A 15,502-nucleotide genomic window follows, 5' to 3' on the forward strand; every position below is an offset into this window, starting at 1 on the left:
TCCGCACCTTTCAAGGGGGTTGCTAGAAGTCCGGGTGGCTGGCTGTGGCGTGGTACTTACCGGCATGGAACACCAGGGGAGCGCCGCCGTCGTAGTCGTATTTCTCCACTTCACCCACGTAGATGACGTGGTCGCCGGCGTCGTACCTGGACACCGTGCGGCACTGGAAGGTGGCCACCGCGCCGTCCAGCAGCGGAACCCCTGCGATGCCCTCGGTGGTCCCGGCGCCGGCGAATTTGTCGGTGGCCGGCGTGGCGAACTGGCGGGACAGGACGTGCTGGTCGCTGGCCAGGATGTTGATGGCAAAGTGGGTGGCGTTTTCGAAGTCGCCCAGGCTGGGTGAGCGTTTGCCTGGGCACCACAGCACCAACGGGGGTTCCATGGAGACTGACGTGAACGAGTTCGCGGTCATGCCCACCTTTCGGCCGTCTGCAGCAACAGTGGTCACCACGGTAACGCCTGTGGCGAACTGGCCCAACGCACCCCTGAAGTCCCGGACGTCGAAAACCGCGGTGTCTTCCTCCTTGCGGGCCTGCATGAAGTCGGCAGCGGCGGTGGGATCGAACCACCAGGGGTAGGACGTGCGGGGATCATCAAATCCTGCCGCGATGCCTGCTGCCAAAGCCGGGTGTTCCGCAGCTTCGCTGAGCAGCGTCTTCTGGTGGTCCCGGCGCGGCTTGAGGAGATCATTGGTCCACTCCACGGCCCACTGGCCCCAGCCTCGCCAGAACTCATCGAACGTCCGCTCCATCCAGTTGCGGTCGAACGGCTGCTGGCCCCGGCGAATGATCGCGTCGAGGTAATACTTTGCAGCCAGCGTCGCATTGTTTGAGCCTTGGCCGGTGAGGGGATCGTTGAGGACCACAGCGTCGCCGAGCCCGAACACCAGCTTTCCGTTCCCGAGCTCCCCGACGGCGGACCTCACCGTTGGCGTGATGCGCCCCAGAAGCGTGGCGCCGCTATCGGTCAGTTCGGCTGTTGCGAAGTTATCGGCCTCGTGCGGGAAGTGCTCGCGCAGGATTTCCAGCGAACGGTCCAGTTGTTCCTGAGGGGTTTCGATGCCGCTCCAGCGGTCCATGGGACCACCAACCACGCCTTCGAACACCATCATGCGGCACGGTCCGGAAACGGTCAGGCCGGGGAAGGTAAAGAACTCGCCGACGCCGGGGGCCATGGACATGCGGATGGCATCGGCGCTGTTGGAGGTGCTGTTGGAGGTGCTGTTGGGGACGCTGTCCGGTGACTCATTGCCGGCGACCGGCACACCGGCATCGGCCGTGACGTAATTGAGCGCGAGCACCCGTTGCGGCCGGTCGAAGGGCGATTTCGCCTTGTCGCGCGGGAAGATCTGGCCGATCTCACCCTTGCCAGTGCTGACAATGACCAGCTCATAATCGCGGGCCAGTTCTTCGAGCATGCGGGGGGTGACCTTCTCAATCCGGAAGTCACCCCCGGCGGCCACGAACGTCTCGATCCAGAGGGCGCTCTTGATGCGTTGATCAATTGAGCGGGCGGGGCCATCCAAGGGGGCTTCCCACTCTATGGGCTCGTCCGCATCCACACGGAGGCGGATGGAAGTGATCTCAGGGACGGAGCCGGAGTCATAGAACCCGTTAAGGGAGGTGCCCAGCTGGGCTTCGGCATCCAGGGCGGTGGAAAACATGCACTGGCTGGACATGACTTTGCCGGTGCGGATCTGGGCTGCGGAACGGTCGGACAAAAGGGTTACCGCATAGCCGTCCCGTTGCAGTCCGAGCGCCAGCTGGGCGCCCGATTCCCCTGCCCCAATGATTGCTATTTTTCGCATGGTTGAGTCCTTTTTAGCAGGGTTGTGCTAAGAAACCTTGGCGGCGGAAAGGCCTGCAAGGTAGTCAGCGGCTTTGTCCGGGTACATGAACCAGTCCTGGAATTCGGGCGGGTGGTTGAAGCCGTTGGCGAAGCGGTGCGCGATGTCCGGCTCGTTGTTCGCGGCGCCAAGGAGTTCAAGGACGTGGGGCGGCGGCGGAGCCAGGAGGGCATTTGTCCAGTGTGCAACGTGCTGGGCGTAATCCCAATAGCGCTCGAACGTGGCCTGCATGAAACCGGCATCGAACGTCCCGCTTCCGTGCTGGAGGATGCTTTCCAGGTACGACGCCGCGCACTTGCTGGCGTTGTTGGAGCCTTGCCCGGTGATGGGATCGTTCAACACCACGACGTCGGCCAGGCCCAGTACCTGCCGTCCGCTGGGCAGCGTAGCAATGGGGTGGCGGACCGTGGGGGCAAAGCGTCCCTGAAGGATGCCATTGGGGTCGGTCAATTCCACGTCCGTGGCCCGTTCGGCTTCCCACGGCAGGAAGGTGTTGAGGATGTCTTTGGAGTTCTGCAGGTGTTCCTCGGGGGAGAGGCCCTTCCACGTATCCATGGGTCCGCCTGGAACTCCTTCGAACACCATGATCTCGCAGGGACCCGTGGTGGTCAGGGCCGGGAAGACGAAGTATTCGCCCACGCCGGGAATGAGGTTGAACGAGACCGCCGAGTACTCTTCGCGGGGTTTCAGGCCCTTGACGTAGGTCAATGCCAAGGCGCGCTGCGGGGCGTCGTAGGTGCTGCGTTCGGCGTCGCGGGTGAAGAGTTGCGCGATTTCGCCCTTGCCGGCCGCCACAATCACCAGATCCGAGTTCTGCGTGTACTTCTCCAGCTCGGCTACTCCGGCGTCCTCGAACACCAGTTCGCCGCCCCGTGCCGTGAACTCTTCCATGAATTTAGGGAACTTCACGCGCTGGTCGATGGACTTGGCGTGGTTGTCCAGGCGGGAAGCCCAGCTGATGGCCTTCTCGCCCGGCAACTCCGGGTGGGGGATGGTGAATGAAATGCCGTCAACGGTGGGCGCGTCCGGCCAGAAATCCAAGCCCAAGGCCCGCTCGTGCTCCAGGGCGTTGTGGAAAATACATTGGCTGGAGGCTACTTTGCCATCATGGATTTCCTCAGGCGTGCGGTTGGAGATGGTGGTGACCTGGAACCCGGCGTCGAGGAGGCCGATGCCGAGCTGCAGTCCTGACTGGCCCGCTCCGACGATGGTGATGTGGCGTTGCGTCATGGTGTTGCCCTTTTCTCTTGGTCTGTGCGGTCTCTGTTGCTGTTGTGCTTGGCTGTCGCTGTTCTCAGTTGGCGGCAAGGAGGGGGATGGTTTCCTCGGCGCGTTCCGGCCCCAGGGCGGAGTAGCCGCCGTCGACGGCCCAATCCGCGCCGGTCACGAAACTGGCCTGGTCGCCGGCGAGGAACGCGACGACGTCGCCCACCTCATGCGGGCGGCCAACGCGCTTGAGTGCATGGAACGGGGCGGCCACGGCGTCGGTCTTTTCGAGGTTCCCGTTGCTCAGGGAGTCCATGATGTTGCTCCACACCCAACCGGGGCTGACCGAGTTGACCCGAATGCCGTCCGGTGCGAAGTCCACGGCCATGCTGCGGGTGACCTGGACCAGGGCTGCTTTGCTGGCCGGGTAGAGCCAGCGACCGGTTTGGGCCACTGAGCTGGAGATCGAGGTGAAGTTGATGATGGCACCGTGTCCGGATGCCTTGAGGTAGGGGCGGGCTGCGTTGCTTGCCACTACCGCGCTGACAAGGTTGACGTTGAGTGCTTCGAGCCAGTCTGCCCGGCCTGATGCTCCGCCGTCGTCCTTGTATGTGCAGGCCAGATTGACCAGGATGTCCAGGCTGCCGTGCCGGGCCGCGGTCCCGCTGACCAGCCGGTCCACGGCTGCATCGTCGGTGATATCTGTGTGGGAGTAGTGGACTCCTTCGCCCAACCCGGCGGCGAGGGAGGCGCCGTCGGGGTCTATATCCGCAACCACCACCACAGCTCCAGCGTCCCGCAAGGCGGTGACCACGCCCTGGCCCACCTTGGTGGCCCCACCGGTAACTATCGCTGTCCTGCCCTTGAGTGCTGACATGTGCCAAACCCTTTCCTGCGACGATGATGTTACGGAAATATGACGTGCGTCATAGTTGTCCTGCAAGTGACTCTAGGGAGGCGCGGTCTTTCGGAATATCCATTTGGTGCGGGGATTATCCGAATTACGCAGGGTCCTCCTCTTCTTCGTGCCAGCCAACCCAGGCCGCGGAAGTGAGGTGGGTTTCCCTGGCCCGAAGCTCCGCCGCCCAGAGTTCGAAGTGACTCTGATCCCATTCGTCCCGCCGGTCATGCACCAGCTTGATGTTCTTCACTTGTCCTCACCTCGCTTCCGTAACTGTTGCAGTTCTGTGAGCTGCGTCATACTGGTCCTGAAAGCGACTCTAGAGAGTCGCTGGACTCCGGAATATCCGCTCGGCGCGGGGACCATCCGAAAAGCGAAAATGACCCGTGCAGCAGAAAACCGGTGAAGCAGGTGGCGGATGGTGAGGATTCTTCCTCGTGACGTACTGCGGGGGCGGCCAACCATGGCCACCACCGACGTAGACCAAGCGCACGCCAAAATTGCTGAGCTGTTCTGCAGCCACGAGCTGGCCCCGAGGACCCGCCAGGCCTCCGTGGACATGAAGCTGCGCTCCCTTCACCGCGGTGATGTGGGAATCGAGTTCCTGGACTACGGCGCGGACGTTCGGATTGAGCCGGAGGGCCTCCAGGATTTCCACCTGGTGCAGATCCCCTTGGCCGGGCATGCGTCCATGCAAGTGGGTGCCAGCGCCGTGGACTCAAATCCGGCCATGGCCACCGTTCCTCCGCTGGACAGGCCCTTCTCCATGAGCTGGGACAGCGGCAGTCCGCACATGATTGTGTATGTCAGACGCTCAGCACTGGAGCGGGTTGCCTGGCAGCTCAACGGCACGGCGCCGGGTGGACTGGGCTACGGCATGGACCTTTCAGGTGCGGCCGGCCGCGCATTCCTGAGGGCCGTCGTCGAACTTCATGAGGACATGATCAGCCAGCCGCAGTCCACGGCTCCCGCCTTTGTCCAGGGTTTATTGGCGGACAGCATGGTGTCGCGCCTGCTGATGGCGATGGAGCCGGCCGTCGGGGAAGCCCGGGACGTGGATTCCGAGAGCCGCCTGGTCCGGGAATGTCGTGAACTGCTGGAAAAGCACGCTTTCGAAGAACTGACTGTCCCGGACATCGCTGAGTGCCTGGGTGTTTCGGTCCGCACGCTCCAAACCGCGCTGCGGGCGGAAACGGGAGCGACGCCGTCGGACATGCTCCGCAGTATCCGCCTGGACCGGGCCCGGGAGATGCTGTTGGAGGCCAGTCCCCGTGAGCAAAGCGTGACGGCGGTTGCGGAGTTGTGCGGTTTCACGCACCAAGGGCGCTTCTCTGCGCTGTACCTTAAGGCCTTCGGCGAGCTGCCCAGCGAGAGCCTGCGCCGCTAGCTACGCCTGTGCCAGTTACGCCTCCAGCACGTACGTCTTCAGGTCATCCAGCGTCTGTTGCATGTGCGCGTCCATCGCGAGGCGTGCCTCGTTGGGATTGCGTGATTCAAGGGCGGCTGCGATCTTCCGGTGATGCCCGATCGCGTGTTCCTGGATCTCCGGGAAAGCCGAGGTCTCCGTGCGGCGGGCTTCGAGGACCCGGTGCAGCGGTTCGAAAAGTACGGCAACAAAGACGTTGCCGGAGGCGTGCAGAATGACGTCGTGGAAGGCCAGGTCTGCCTCCACGAAGCCTGCGAGGTCGTTGACGTCGTGGGCGGCCTGCATCTTATTGACGTGTTCGGTCAGGGCCGCGAGTTCGGCATCGGAAATGCGCTCTGCGGCGAGCTCGCATGCGCCTGTTTCGAGCATGCGGCGGAGCTCAATAAGCTGGATCGCCGCGGCGGCGTCTTTGGTTCCTTCAGAAGCGGCACGGAGTACGGCTTCCAGCGAAGCCCACTGGTTCAGGGGATTGACGAACGTGCCACGGCCGCGCTCCACACTGAGAATCCGCTGCGCCTCGAGGGTTTTCATGGCCTCGCGCACGGTCATGCGGCTTACCTCGTGTTTGGCGCTGAGCTCGAGCTCACCGGGGACCACCGTTCCGGGTGGAAATTCACCCGCGATGATGCGGTCCAGCAACTCATCTGCCACGACGCCCACCAGTGACTTGCGTGCCATGTATCCCCATTTCCTGTACTTCAGACCGTCCGGCTCCCCGCGGATTTCCCTTGGGACGGGCGGTTGTCAGACATCTTACGCTGGCCGTGGCCGGCTTGTTTCCCAAAATCCGGTGAGTGCCTCTGCGCATTCCCGGGGTCGTTCCCAGTGGACGTTGTGGCCCGCACCGCTGATGGCTTTCAGTTGACGTCCCGGGCCTTCGGCCACGAAGGCGCGCATCTGTTCCATGGGCCGGACCCGGTCATCAGTTCCGGCGATCACCAGCAGTGGCGCATGGACGCGGCCGGGGACTGAAGGCTCGACGCCGGTCATGGCCGCCAGCGCGCTGGCGTGCAGAACCGGGAAGGGGGCATCGAAACCGGTGCTGAGCCGCTCCATGTGTTCTGCGGAAAGGTCCCCGTACCAGGCATTCATGAGCTTCGCTTTGGTCGCGGTGTCGAAGAATCCCTGATTCAGCTGGGTTCTGAGTACGTCCTTGAAGCCCTGGTTTTGCGGAACCGGTGCCATGCCCACCAGCGTCAGCGAGGCCACCAGGTCGGGGCGGGCTGCCGCAAGGGTCAACGAGACACTGCCGCCCATCGAGTGGCCCACCAAGTGGACCGGTTCCTGCGCGGCGCGGGCTGGTCTTCGGGCGTCCAGGGCTGCCGCCACGGAAGCTGCTGCCGAGTCCAGCGTCCACACGAAATCCGGAGGCAGGGACTCGCCTGGGTGGTAGCCGGGGAGGTCCAGGATCCAGACTTCGCGGCCGGCGTCGAGCAGTTTCGCTGCGAGTGGCTCCCAGTACACCGAGCCGGATGCCCAGCCGTGGATCAGCAGCACGGGAAGCGGCTGACCTGCGGGAATGGCCGGCGTGAGGACTTTCACGAACGGGAGCGGAACAACACTGTCAGCCATGGACCCAGCCTAGTGATGCGCAGCACCTTGCGCCGCGAAGAGCCGTGTGTCACACTAATTCAAATGTTAGATGTCTGACATCTTACATTCACAAAACCGCTACAGAGATTTCCCACGATGGAGTGCACAGTGACCCTTGAAGCCGACGTTTTGGCCGCTTTCCCGGCGGAAGTCCAGATTCCCGCCCAGTTGGTTGCCGACGCCGTTGCGGCGTCGTCTGCGGCCGCACCCAAGATCCTGGTGGTCCTCGACGACGACCCCACGGGCACGCAGTCCGTTGCGGATCTCGCTGTGCTCACCCGCTGGGAAGTTGCAGACTTCACCTGGGCCTTCACCCACATCCACGAAAACAAGACCAAGCCTGCTGTCTACGTCCTCACCAATACCCGCAGCCTGGACCCGGCCGAAGCCGCCGCGCGGAATGAGGAGATTGTGCGCAACGCCCTTGCCGCAGCGGCCGGCAATGGGGTTGGTCCTCGGCTGCGCCTGGGTTTCGTCAGCCGCAGCGACTCCACCCTCCGTGGCCATTACCCCCTGGAGCCGGACGTCATCGCCGCCACCGTGGCGGCCGAAACCGGTGAAGCTACTGACGGCGTGGTGATCGTTCCAGCATTTCCCGACGCCGGCCGCGTCACCATCGGCGGCGTCCACTACATGCGCGGGACGGGCGGCAATGCAGGCACCCTCACCCCTGTTGCCGAGACGGAATTCGCCAAGGACGCGAGCTTCGGCTTCGCCAACTCAGAGATGGCCAAGTATGTGGAGGAGAAGTCGCACGGCCGATTCCCTGCCGCCGACGTGATCGTCCTGGACCTGAACATCATCCGGGCCGGAGCTTCCGCACAGGATCCCACCATCTCCGCAAAGGCCATCGCCGACGCCCTGGAGCACGCCACCAACTCCACCCCGATCGTGGCCGACATCGTTACCGAGAACGACTTCCGCGCCCTCGCCCTGGGTCTAGAAGAAGCCGAACGCCGGGGAAAGAACCTCCTGTACCGTGTGGGCCCGCCCTTCGTGAGGGGCCGGATCGGACAGGAAATCCGCAGCGCGCTGACCTCGGAGGAAGCCTACGCAGGCAACACTCCCTCCACAGCCGGCGGCCTGATCGTGGTGGGCTCCCATGTGGGTGTCACCACCCGCCAGCTCAACTCACTGACCGCAGAGCACAGCTCGGCCCGGATCATTGAGATCGACGTCGAGAAACTGATCGCCGGAACCGAAACCGCGGGCGAAGCAGACGCCGACGCCTACATCGAAACCGTCGTCTCCGACGTCGTCGACGCCCTCCACAAAGGCGACGTCATCGTCCACACCAGCCGCCTGCTCATCAAGACCGACGATCCCGCAGCGAGCCTGAAGATCGCCCGCACCGTCTCGGCCGCCGTCGTCGCCGTGGTGAACCGGACTCTGAAGACCTTCCCGCCGCGGTTCGTCATCGCCAAGGGCGGCATCACGTCATCGGACGTGGCCGCGCACGGCCTGGAAATCCGCCACGCCATTGTCCGCGGCCCCATGCTGCCTGGCATCGTCTCGCTCTGGGAGCCGGTGGACGGCCCCGCCAAGGGCATCCCGTACATCGTCTTTGCAGGCAACGTGGGCGATGACCAATCCCTCACCGACGTCACCCGCAAGCTCAGCGCCACTTTCTAGAACCCCAGCCGCAGAAAAATTCAATGGAGAACACCATGACCAGCAGCAACTACACCGTCACCGTCCTGGGCCTGGGCGCCATGGGCCTGCCCATGGCAACCCGCCTCGCCTCCGAGCTCACCGTTCACGGCTTCGACATCGCCGAGCCCAGGCTGGAACTCGCAGCAGCAGCCGGCATCAAGACCTTCGCCTCAGCCCGTGAGGCATCCGATGGCGCCGACGCCCTGCTCCTGGCCGTCCGCAACGGCGAACAACTCAACGACGTCCTCTTCGGTGAGAACGGCGTCGCTTCGGTGTTGAAGCCGGGCGCTGTAGTGATCCTTGGCAGCACCGTGGGCACCGACGCCATCCCCGCCACAGTGGAGAAGCTTGCAGAATACGGAGTGGCCCTGGTGGATGCGCCGCTTTCCGGTGGTCCGAAGCGCGCCGGAGAAGGCGACCTGCTGATCGTTGTCGGCGCCGAACCGGAGGCACTTGAAAAGGCCCGTCCGGCCCTGGAGCTGCTGGCATCCACCCTGAGCATTGTTGGAGACAAGCCCGGCGACGGCCAAGCGCTGAAGACGGTCAACCAGCTCCTCTGCGGCGTCCACATTGCCGCCGCAGCCGAGGCCATGGCCCTCGCCGATGCCCTGGGCCTGGACCAGGCCACGACCCTCGCGGCCCTCGAAGCCGGGGCCGCCGGTTCCTTCATGCTTTCCAACCGCGGCCCGCGCATCCTGGAGGCCTACTCCGAAGACGGTGCCGAGGTCCTGAGCCGGCTCGACATCTTCGTCAAGGACATGGGGATCGTAGGCAAGGCAACACGGGCCGCAGGCCTGGCCGCACCCGTTGCCGCCGCAGCAGAACAGCTTTACCTCCTCGGCCAGGCCCAGGGCCTCGCCGCCGCCGACGATTCCGCCGTCATCAAGGTTGTTGCGCCCTCAAAGCGCACCGCCTAAGCACCCCACCAGAACGCGCGACGACGGCGATCCCCCCTTCGCCGTCGCCGCCACCTCCCGCCGGTCTTCTTTAGACTGGTTTGTCAAAGGAGACACCCCCAATGAATCCCCTCGTTAACTCCTTGATGGTCCGGGCGGCCGATGCCCCACCCATCAAACCCGCAGTGGAGCTGGGAACACCCCTTCTGCTGACCATCGCCGCAGCCGGTATTGCCCTGCTGCTGGTGCTGATCATCCGCTTCAAAATCCAGGCTTTCGTTGCCCTGCTGGCCGTCAGCATTCTGGTAGGCGTCGCAGCCCAGATTCCGCTGAAGGACATCTTCACCGTGGTGACCACCGGCGTTGGCAGCACCATGGGCAAGGTCGCATTGCTGATCGCCCTTGGCGCCATCCTCGGCCGAATGATCGAAGTATCGGGAGGGGTGCAATCACTGGCCACCCACTTCACCCAGAAGCTCGGCGCCAAGCGCGTCGCTGTCGCGCTGACCGCCGTCGGCTTCCTCGTGGCGATCCCCGTGTTCTTCGAAGTAGGCGTGATCGTCCTGGTCCCGATCGTCTACGCTTTCGCCAAGATCGCCAATGTGCACCCCATCAAGTTCGGCCTGCCCATGGCCGGCATCATGCTGTCCATCCACGTAGCTGTCCCGCCGCACCCGGGCATCGTGGCAGGGGCAGGCGTCTTCGGCGCGGACATCGGGCTCATCACCATGATCTCGCTCATCATCTGCATCCCCCTGGGCTTCCTGTCCTACTGGGTTGCCAGCATCATGAACCGCAAGGACTACGAGCTTCTGCCCGGCGTCAAAAAGCAGGTTGAAGAGTTCGGCTCCGAGTCCCTGGTCCACGTTGGCCACGACGGTCCCGGCGCCCGTGCAATCGCCCCTCCACGTCCCGGCCTGATAATGTTCCTGATCGCCGCACCCATCGCCCAGATCCTCCTCGGAACCGTCGGCACGCTGACCATCCCCAAGGAGAACTACTGGTACGGCGTGGCCTCGTTCATCGGCAACCCCTTCTTCGCGCTCCTGGTGGCCGTGGCACTCTCCTTCTTCCTGCTCGCCGTCCGCCGCAACTGGTCCCTCAAGGAAACCGGCGAGATCTTCGAAGGCGCATTGCCTCCCATCGCTTCGATCCTGATGGTTGTTGCTGCCGGTGGCGTGTTCGGTGAAGTCCTCCGCACCTCGGGCATCGGCGCAGCCCTGTCCCACACCCTGGACAGTCTCGGCCTGCCGGTGATCGTCCTTGGCTTCATCATCTCCCTGGCATTGCGCGCCGCGCAGGGTTCGGCCACCGTGGCAATCGTGACCACAACCGGCCTGCTCACCTCCGCGGTAATGGAGGGCGGTTACACTCCTGCCCAGATCGCCGTCATTGTGATCGCCATCGGCTTCGGTGCGCTGGGCCTGTCCCATGTGACGGATGCAGGCTTCTGGACCGTGATCCGCTACTACGGACTCACTGTCTCCGACGGACTCAAGACCTGGACCGTCCTCACCACCATCCTGGGCCTCGCCGGCTTCGTGCTGACATACGTCGCCTGGATCCTGGTGGGAGGCCTTGGCCACTGATGCGTGCCAAACTCGACCACCTGGTTGGCTCGGCGCTGACGTCAGGTTCCGCTGTTCCCGCCTTCACCTGCTACGACTTCACCACCGCCCTGGCTGTAGTTTCGGCCGCAGAGGAAGCCCGCTTGGGAGTGATCCTGCTGGTTGCGCCCAAAACAGCATGTACCGCCAACGGCTTGAGGCTCATCGCCGCCCTTCGCGGCCTGGCCGACGACGCCACGGTCCCGGTCTCCGTCCAGCTGGATCATGCCTCGGACCTTGAGGTCATTCTCGAATCCGTGGCTGCCGGTGCGGACGCCGTGCTGGCCGATGGTTCGTCCTTGCCCTACGAGAACAACATCGCCCTGGTCCGCCAAGTCCGTGCCGCGCTGGACGCGGCCGGTGCTGCCGACGTCGTGATTGAAGCGGAACTCGGCGGCCTCGCGGGCGATGAGGACAAGGCTTTCAGCGCCGCTGATTCAGCGCTCGACGCCGGTGCTTCCGTTGCGGGACTCACTGACCCCGCGCAGGTGGCGGACTTCGTGGAGCGGACGGGTGCCCAACTCCTGGCTGTGGCTGTGGGCAACGTGCATGGAAAGTACACGGGCGAGCCCGACATCCGCTGGGATGTCCTGCAGGACGTCGCCGCGCAGACCGCAGTCCCGCTGGTGCTGCACGGTGCCTCGGGAATCCCGGCCGATGAGCTCTCAAAGGCACCTTCCATGAACGTTGGCAAAGTGAACTTCAACACTGAACTTCGCACCGGGATTCTTGCCACACTCGAATCCGAAACCACAGCCCACCGGGCCGATGGCGAGAATCTGCAAGGCCTGCTGGGCCGGTGGAACGTCTCAGCAGCAACGTTTGCCGGGGCCACGCTGGAGCTGCTCAGCACCTGACGGCAGCGCGGCGCCCGGGCCCGTCATCACAGGGAGGCTAGGATCAAAACATGATCCTGGCCTCCCTGATTTTTGCTGCGATAGCTGCCCTGCTCCACGTCTACATCTTCACCATGGAGTCCATCACCTGGACCAAGCCGAAAACGTGGAAGACGTTCAGCATCACGTCCCAAGCCGATGCTGAAACCACCAAGCCGCTCGCTTACAACCAGGGCTTCTACAACCTGTTCCTGGCCATTGGCGCCCTGATCGGCATCATCGCCGTGGCAATGGGTGCACCCCAGGTGGGCTGGACCTTGGTCTTCAGCAGTTGCGGCTCCATGCTCCTGGCGGCACTGGTCCTTGCAGCGAGTGGCAAAAAGTACCTCCGCGCCGCGACCCTCCAGGGAACCACGCCTTTGCTGGCCGTCGTGCTGGGTGTGCTGGCACTGGCTATCAGCTAGGAACCCGGCCGCCGGCAGGACTTTGGCCGCCAGCCAGTAGCCCTCCTCGCGGCTACGACTCCGGCGGACCATCCTGCGCTGCGGCAGCGTCCATCCAGAGAACTTCCCAATGGTGACCGTCCAGGTCGCGGAACGCGCGGCTGTACATGAAGCCGAGATCCTGGGCGTCGTACGTTTCGGATCCGCCGGCCTCCAGCGCCTTGGTGGCCAAGGCATCCACGTCTTCGCGGCTGTCGGCAGAAAGGGCAACAATTGCCGCCGTCGAGTTCTTAGTGTCTGCGATGGGCTGTTTGGTGAACTGGCTGAATTTCTCGTGGGTCAGGAGCATGGCGTAGATGGTGTCGCTGAAGACCACACAGGCGGCAGTTTCATCGGTGAAGTTTGGGTTGATGGTGTAACCGAGTGCTGTGTAGAAGGCTTTGGATGCCTCGAGGTCGCTGACGGGCAGGTTCACGAAAATCGACGTAGTCATGCGTCTGATCCTGCCGGTGATTTACCCCCTCGTCCAGACCTTTGTTTCCCGTTGTGGATTATTGACGAAACCCCTTAACCCCGTGCCTGCTGGCTCCGCCCTTCCACCGGGCGGACAATGGAGACAGCACGCAGAGGCGTGGATTCCAAGGGAGAGCCGTGGAGCGGGAATCGCAAGCGCAGCCCCGCGCGGACCGGGACATGGTGGCGCAGAGGGATCCGGCGATCGACCTTGTCCGCTTCACTTGCCTGCTCCTTGTGGTGGCAGCGCATTGCATGATGGTCAGCCCTGTCCTGCAGAAGGACGGGACAGTGACCACGGGGAATGTGCTCATGGAGCAAAGCTGGTTTACTCCCGTGGCCTGGGCCCTCATGATTGTTCCGCTGTTCTTTGTGCTGGGTGGCGTGACGGGACTTCAGTCATGGCGACGCCTGAAAGCCCGCGGTGGTACCGGATTCGATTTCGCCCAACTCCGTCTCCTGCGGCTGGTCCGCCCCGCCATGGCGCTGCTGGCTGTCATGTGGGGGAGCTTGTGGTTGGCGCTCCTGCTGGGTGTCCACCCCCAGGTCATCCAGCTCATGACCGCCGGCGCTGCCATGCCGCTATGGTTCCTGGCCGCCTACCTCACAGCGCAGCTCAGTGTTCCGCTGCTGGCCCGCCTGCATGAACGCGCACCGTTGCTGACGTTCGCAGCGTTGGTGGCGCTCATCATCACCGTCGACTCCCTCCGTGGCGCCCTTCCCGTGCTGGCTTTTGCCAACATGGTCTTCGTGTGGTGCGCGGTCCAGCAGTTGGGATTCCTGATGGCCGACGGATTCTTCGAACACCGCAGCCGCACGTGGCTGGTGGGGGTCATTGTCTCCAGCAACTTGTTGCTGGGACTCGTGACCGGGGTGGGCGTGTACCCGGGAAACATGGTGGTCAATATCAACCCACCCAACCTTTGCATGCTGCTGTTGGGCATCTCGCAGGCCGCCACGCTCTACATGCTCCGGCCCGGCATCACCTGGCTTGCGGGAGTCGGGTGGGTCCGTACCGTTATTGCGGTGGCGGGCCGCAGGTCCATGACGGTCTACCTTTGGCATCTTCCGCTGCTGGTGGGCATGTCAGGGCTGCTGTTGCTCACCGACCTGCCCAAGCCCCTGGCGGGAACGGGGGAGTGGTGGTGGGCCCGGATCCCTGTATTCCTGGCTGTGGTCGCGGTGCTCGTGCCGGTGGTGTGGCTTTTTGGCCGCCTGGAGAACCGTCCGACGGCGGCAAGCCACGCGCGGGGGCCCTCGCGTACCGCTGTGGTGACGGCCGCCGTCGTCGTCTTAGTCCCGGTCGCAGACGCAGCCTTCAACGGACAGACGCTTGCATTGTTGGGTGGGGGAGCGGCGTGCTTTGCCCTTTCGGTCCTGCTGCTGGGCAGGGTCCCGACGCCGGTCATCCGGCTACCGTTTGCCGCGGACTTGGCGGGGCGGCGCGTTGGAGCGCTGTCCACGTTGCCAGAGCCAGGTTTTAGTGCCAATCTCGAACCATGACCGAGTACACGGATTCACTGGCAGAATCGTTCCGTCCTGGCGTCACTACGGTGCGCAACGACAAATTCCACCGCTATGAGCTGCACGTAGATGGCGAGCTGGCCGTGATTTCCCAGTTCCTTGATCGGCCCGGTCACATCGATTTCATCCACACCGAAACCAAGCCCGGGTTCAACGGCCAGGGCCTGGCAAAAGTCCTCGCACACTTTGCCCTGGACGATGTTGTGGCCTCCGGCAAGCGCATCATTCCGCACTGCCCGTACATCGCTGCATACCTGAAAAAGCACGAAGGCTACGAACAGGACGTTGATTGGCCCGCCGAGAAGCCGGTGGGCCAGCCGGACAACGAATAGGCCCTACGCGGGCACCGACTGCTCAACGTTCTTCCGCCGTTTTCGCATCTGCCCTGCCCTTTCAGCCGGGAAGGGCCAGTCCTTTCGTGTGCCGCTGAGGGAGACGATTGCGTCGTTTTCGTCGAAAACGACCTGGCCGCGGCAGGTGGCATGGACCTGCATTGCGCTGACCAGGCTGCCCCCGTGGATATGGTCTGCGTCGGTCACCAGGTAAGAGAAGGTCCTCATCACGGATTGGCCCGGAGCCAGGAGCGGGATGAGAAGGTCGCGCTCAACCGGCTCAGAGCTGTAGCGCAACACCTCCATGCCTTCGTTGGTGAAGGACCGGGGGACCAATGTGACGTCGCGGAGGTGGCTGGTGGAGTTGTTGGTGATCCACGCCGTGAAGATGACGGTATCTCCCGGAATGGCTACGGGCCGGTCCGCTCCGTAGACCAAAGTGGCACGTCCGGCATTCTTCCGGCGCGCCAGTGGAGCTGAGCGGTGGGGCGGCAATCCGCGGACAATAGCGCCAGGTTGCTGCGCTCCGTCCTTATGGACAGCACGCAACAGTTTCAGGAAGGGGCGGGGGCGGCGGATGTCCATGGTTCCTCGATTCGCACCAGGGTTTGGCAGGGTCACGTTTATTAGTGCAGCCAAGGCGTGAAACGTGATGCGAAAGTGGGAGTTCTCTACAGGCTGGCGACGGACGATTCAAGTCACACGGCTTGTGATGTCACACTATTG

Annotated in this window: 16 protein-coding genes; 8 read left to right on the top strand and 8 right to left on the bottom strand. The window is 63.6% G+C overall.

Going from position 1 to position 15,502, the window contains the following annotated elements:
- Positions 1 to 22 precede the first annotated feature (22 nt).
- From LDN85_RS01510 to LDN85_RS01525, 4 genes are all read right to left on the bottom strand, one after another.
- The gene (locus tag LDN85_RS01510) at positions 23 to 1,807 is read right to left on the bottom strand and encodes a flavin reductase (protein WP_223944387.1); all 1,785 of its coding nucleotides are present in this window, start codon (positions 1,805 to 1,807) and stop codon (positions 23 to 25) included.
- A 27-nt stretch (positions 1,808 to 1,834) separates the two neighbouring features.
- Entirely contained in the window at positions 1,835 to 3,076 is a 1,242-nt protein-coding gene (locus tag LDN85_RS01515) for a styrene monooxygenase/indole monooxygenase family protein (RefSeq protein WP_223944388.1), read from the bottom strand.
- Positions 3,077 to 3,140: 64 nt separating this feature from the next.
- Positions 3,141 to 3,929, bottom strand: coding sequence for an SDR family oxidoreductase (locus tag LDN85_RS01520; RefSeq protein ID WP_026548029.1), 789 nt, complete (start codon positions 3,927 to 3,929; stop codon positions 3,141 to 3,143).
- Positions 3,930 to 4,053: 124 nt separating this feature from the next.
- Positions 4,054 to 4,203: a hypothetical protein gene (locus LDN85_RS01525; protein WP_167332903.1), complete on the bottom strand. Its 150-nt coding sequence runs from the start codon at positions 4,201 to 4,203 to the stop codon at positions 4,054 to 4,056.
- 213 nt (positions 4,204 to 4,416) lie between these two features.
- Here LDN85_RS01525 and LDN85_RS01530 point away from each other — a divergent pair, with 213 nt between their 5' ends.
- Positions 4,417 to 5,340 carry an AraC family transcriptional regulator gene (locus LDN85_RS01530; protein WP_223944389.1) on the top strand — a complete coding sequence of 308 codons (924 nt, stop codon included), beginning with the start codon at positions 4,417 to 4,419 and terminating at the stop codon, positions 5,338 to 5,340.
- Positions 5,341 to 5,355: 15 nt separating this feature from the next.
- On the opposite strand, the gene LDN85_RS01535 is transcribed toward LDN85_RS01530, so the two are convergent.
- Together LDN85_RS01535 and LDN85_RS01540 are read right to left on the bottom strand one after the other, a co-directional pair.
- Complete coding sequence (locus tag LDN85_RS01535; RefSeq protein WP_026548031.1) at positions 5,356 to 6,057, bottom strand: FadR/GntR family transcriptional regulator; 702 nt, start codon at positions 6,055 to 6,057, stop codon at positions 5,356 to 5,358.
- Between the two features lie 75 nt (positions 6,058 to 6,132).
- Positions 6,133 to 6,951, bottom strand: coding sequence for an alpha/beta hydrolase (locus tag LDN85_RS01540; protein ID WP_223944390.1), 819 nt, complete (start codon positions 6,949 to 6,951; stop codon positions 6,133 to 6,135).
- A gap of 129 nt (positions 6,952 to 7,080) precedes the next feature.
- Between LDN85_RS01540 and LDN85_RS01545 the strand changes: the two genes are divergently transcribed.
- The 5 genes from LDN85_RS01545 (at position 7,081) to LDN85_RS01565 (ending at position 12,428) form a co-directional block, all read left to right on the top strand.
- On the top strand, positions 7,081 to 8,604 hold the full coding sequence (locus LDN85_RS01545) for a four-carbon acid sugar kinase family protein (protein WP_223944391.1): 1,524 nt from the start codon (positions 7,081 to 7,083) through the stop codon (positions 8,602 to 8,604).
- Between the two features lie 35 nt (positions 8,605 to 8,639).
- Positions 8,640 to 9,542 (top strand): NAD(P)-dependent oxidoreductase, encoded by a 903-nt coding sequence (locus LDN85_RS01550; RefSeq protein ID WP_223944392.1) that lies wholly within the window; start codon positions 8,640 to 8,642, stop codon positions 9,540 to 9,542.
- Between the two features lie 101 nt (positions 9,543 to 9,643).
- Entirely contained in the window at positions 9,644 to 11,110 is a 1,467-nt protein-coding gene (locus LDN85_RS01555; RefSeq protein ID WP_223944393.1) for a GntP family transporter, read from the top strand.
- Positions 11,110 to 11,985: a class II fructose-bisphosphate aldolase gene (locus tag LDN85_RS01560; protein WP_223944394.1), complete on the top strand. Its 876-nt coding sequence runs from the start codon at positions 11,110 to 11,112 to the stop codon at positions 11,983 to 11,985. The genes LDN85_RS01555 and LDN85_RS01560 overlap by 1 nt, the downstream gene beginning before the upstream one ends.
- A gap of 50 nt (positions 11,986 to 12,035) precedes the next feature.
- Positions 12,036 to 12,428, top strand: coding sequence for a DUF1304 domain-containing protein (locus LDN85_RS01565; protein ID WP_026541741.1), 393 nt, complete (start codon positions 12,036 to 12,038; stop codon positions 12,426 to 12,428).
- Positions 12,429 to 12,480: 52 nt separating this feature from the next.
- Here the strand turns inward: LDN85_RS01565 and LDN85_RS01570 are convergent, their stop codons facing one another.
- Positions 12,481 to 12,900 carry a VOC family protein gene (locus tag LDN85_RS01570; RefSeq protein ID WP_223944395.1) on the bottom strand — a complete coding sequence of 140 codons (420 nt, stop codon included), beginning with the start codon at positions 12,898 to 12,900 and terminating at the stop codon, positions 12,481 to 12,483.
- Between the two features lie 200 nt (positions 12,901 to 13,100).
- Here LDN85_RS01570 and LDN85_RS01575 point away from each other — a divergent pair, with 200 nt between their 5' ends.
- Complete coding sequence (locus LDN85_RS01575; RefSeq protein ID WP_223945403.1) at positions 13,101 to 14,423, top strand: acyltransferase; 1,323 nt, start codon at positions 13,101 to 13,103, stop codon at positions 14,421 to 14,423.
- A complete protein-coding gene (locus tag LDN85_RS01580; RefSeq protein WP_026541744.1) occupies positions 14,420 to 14,776 on the top strand; it encodes a GNAT family N-acetyltransferase in 357 nt (118 codons plus the stop codon). The genes LDN85_RS01575 and LDN85_RS01580 overlap by 4 nt, the downstream gene beginning before the upstream one ends.
- A gap of 3 nt (positions 14,777 to 14,779) precedes the next feature.
- Here LDN85_RS01580 and LDN85_RS01585 read toward each other — a convergent pair whose 3' ends face one another.
- Complete coding sequence (locus LDN85_RS01585) at positions 14,780 to 15,361, bottom strand: DUF11 domain-containing protein (RefSeq protein ID WP_051420964.1); 582 nt, start codon at positions 15,359 to 15,361, stop codon at positions 14,780 to 14,782.
- Positions 15,362 to 15,502 lie beyond the last annotated feature (141 nt).

This window comes from Arthrobacter sp. StoSoilB20, assembly GCF_019977295.1.
GTDB lineage: Bacteria > Actinomycetota > Actinomycetes > Actinomycetales > Micrococcaceae > Arthrobacter > Arthrobacter nicotinovorans_A.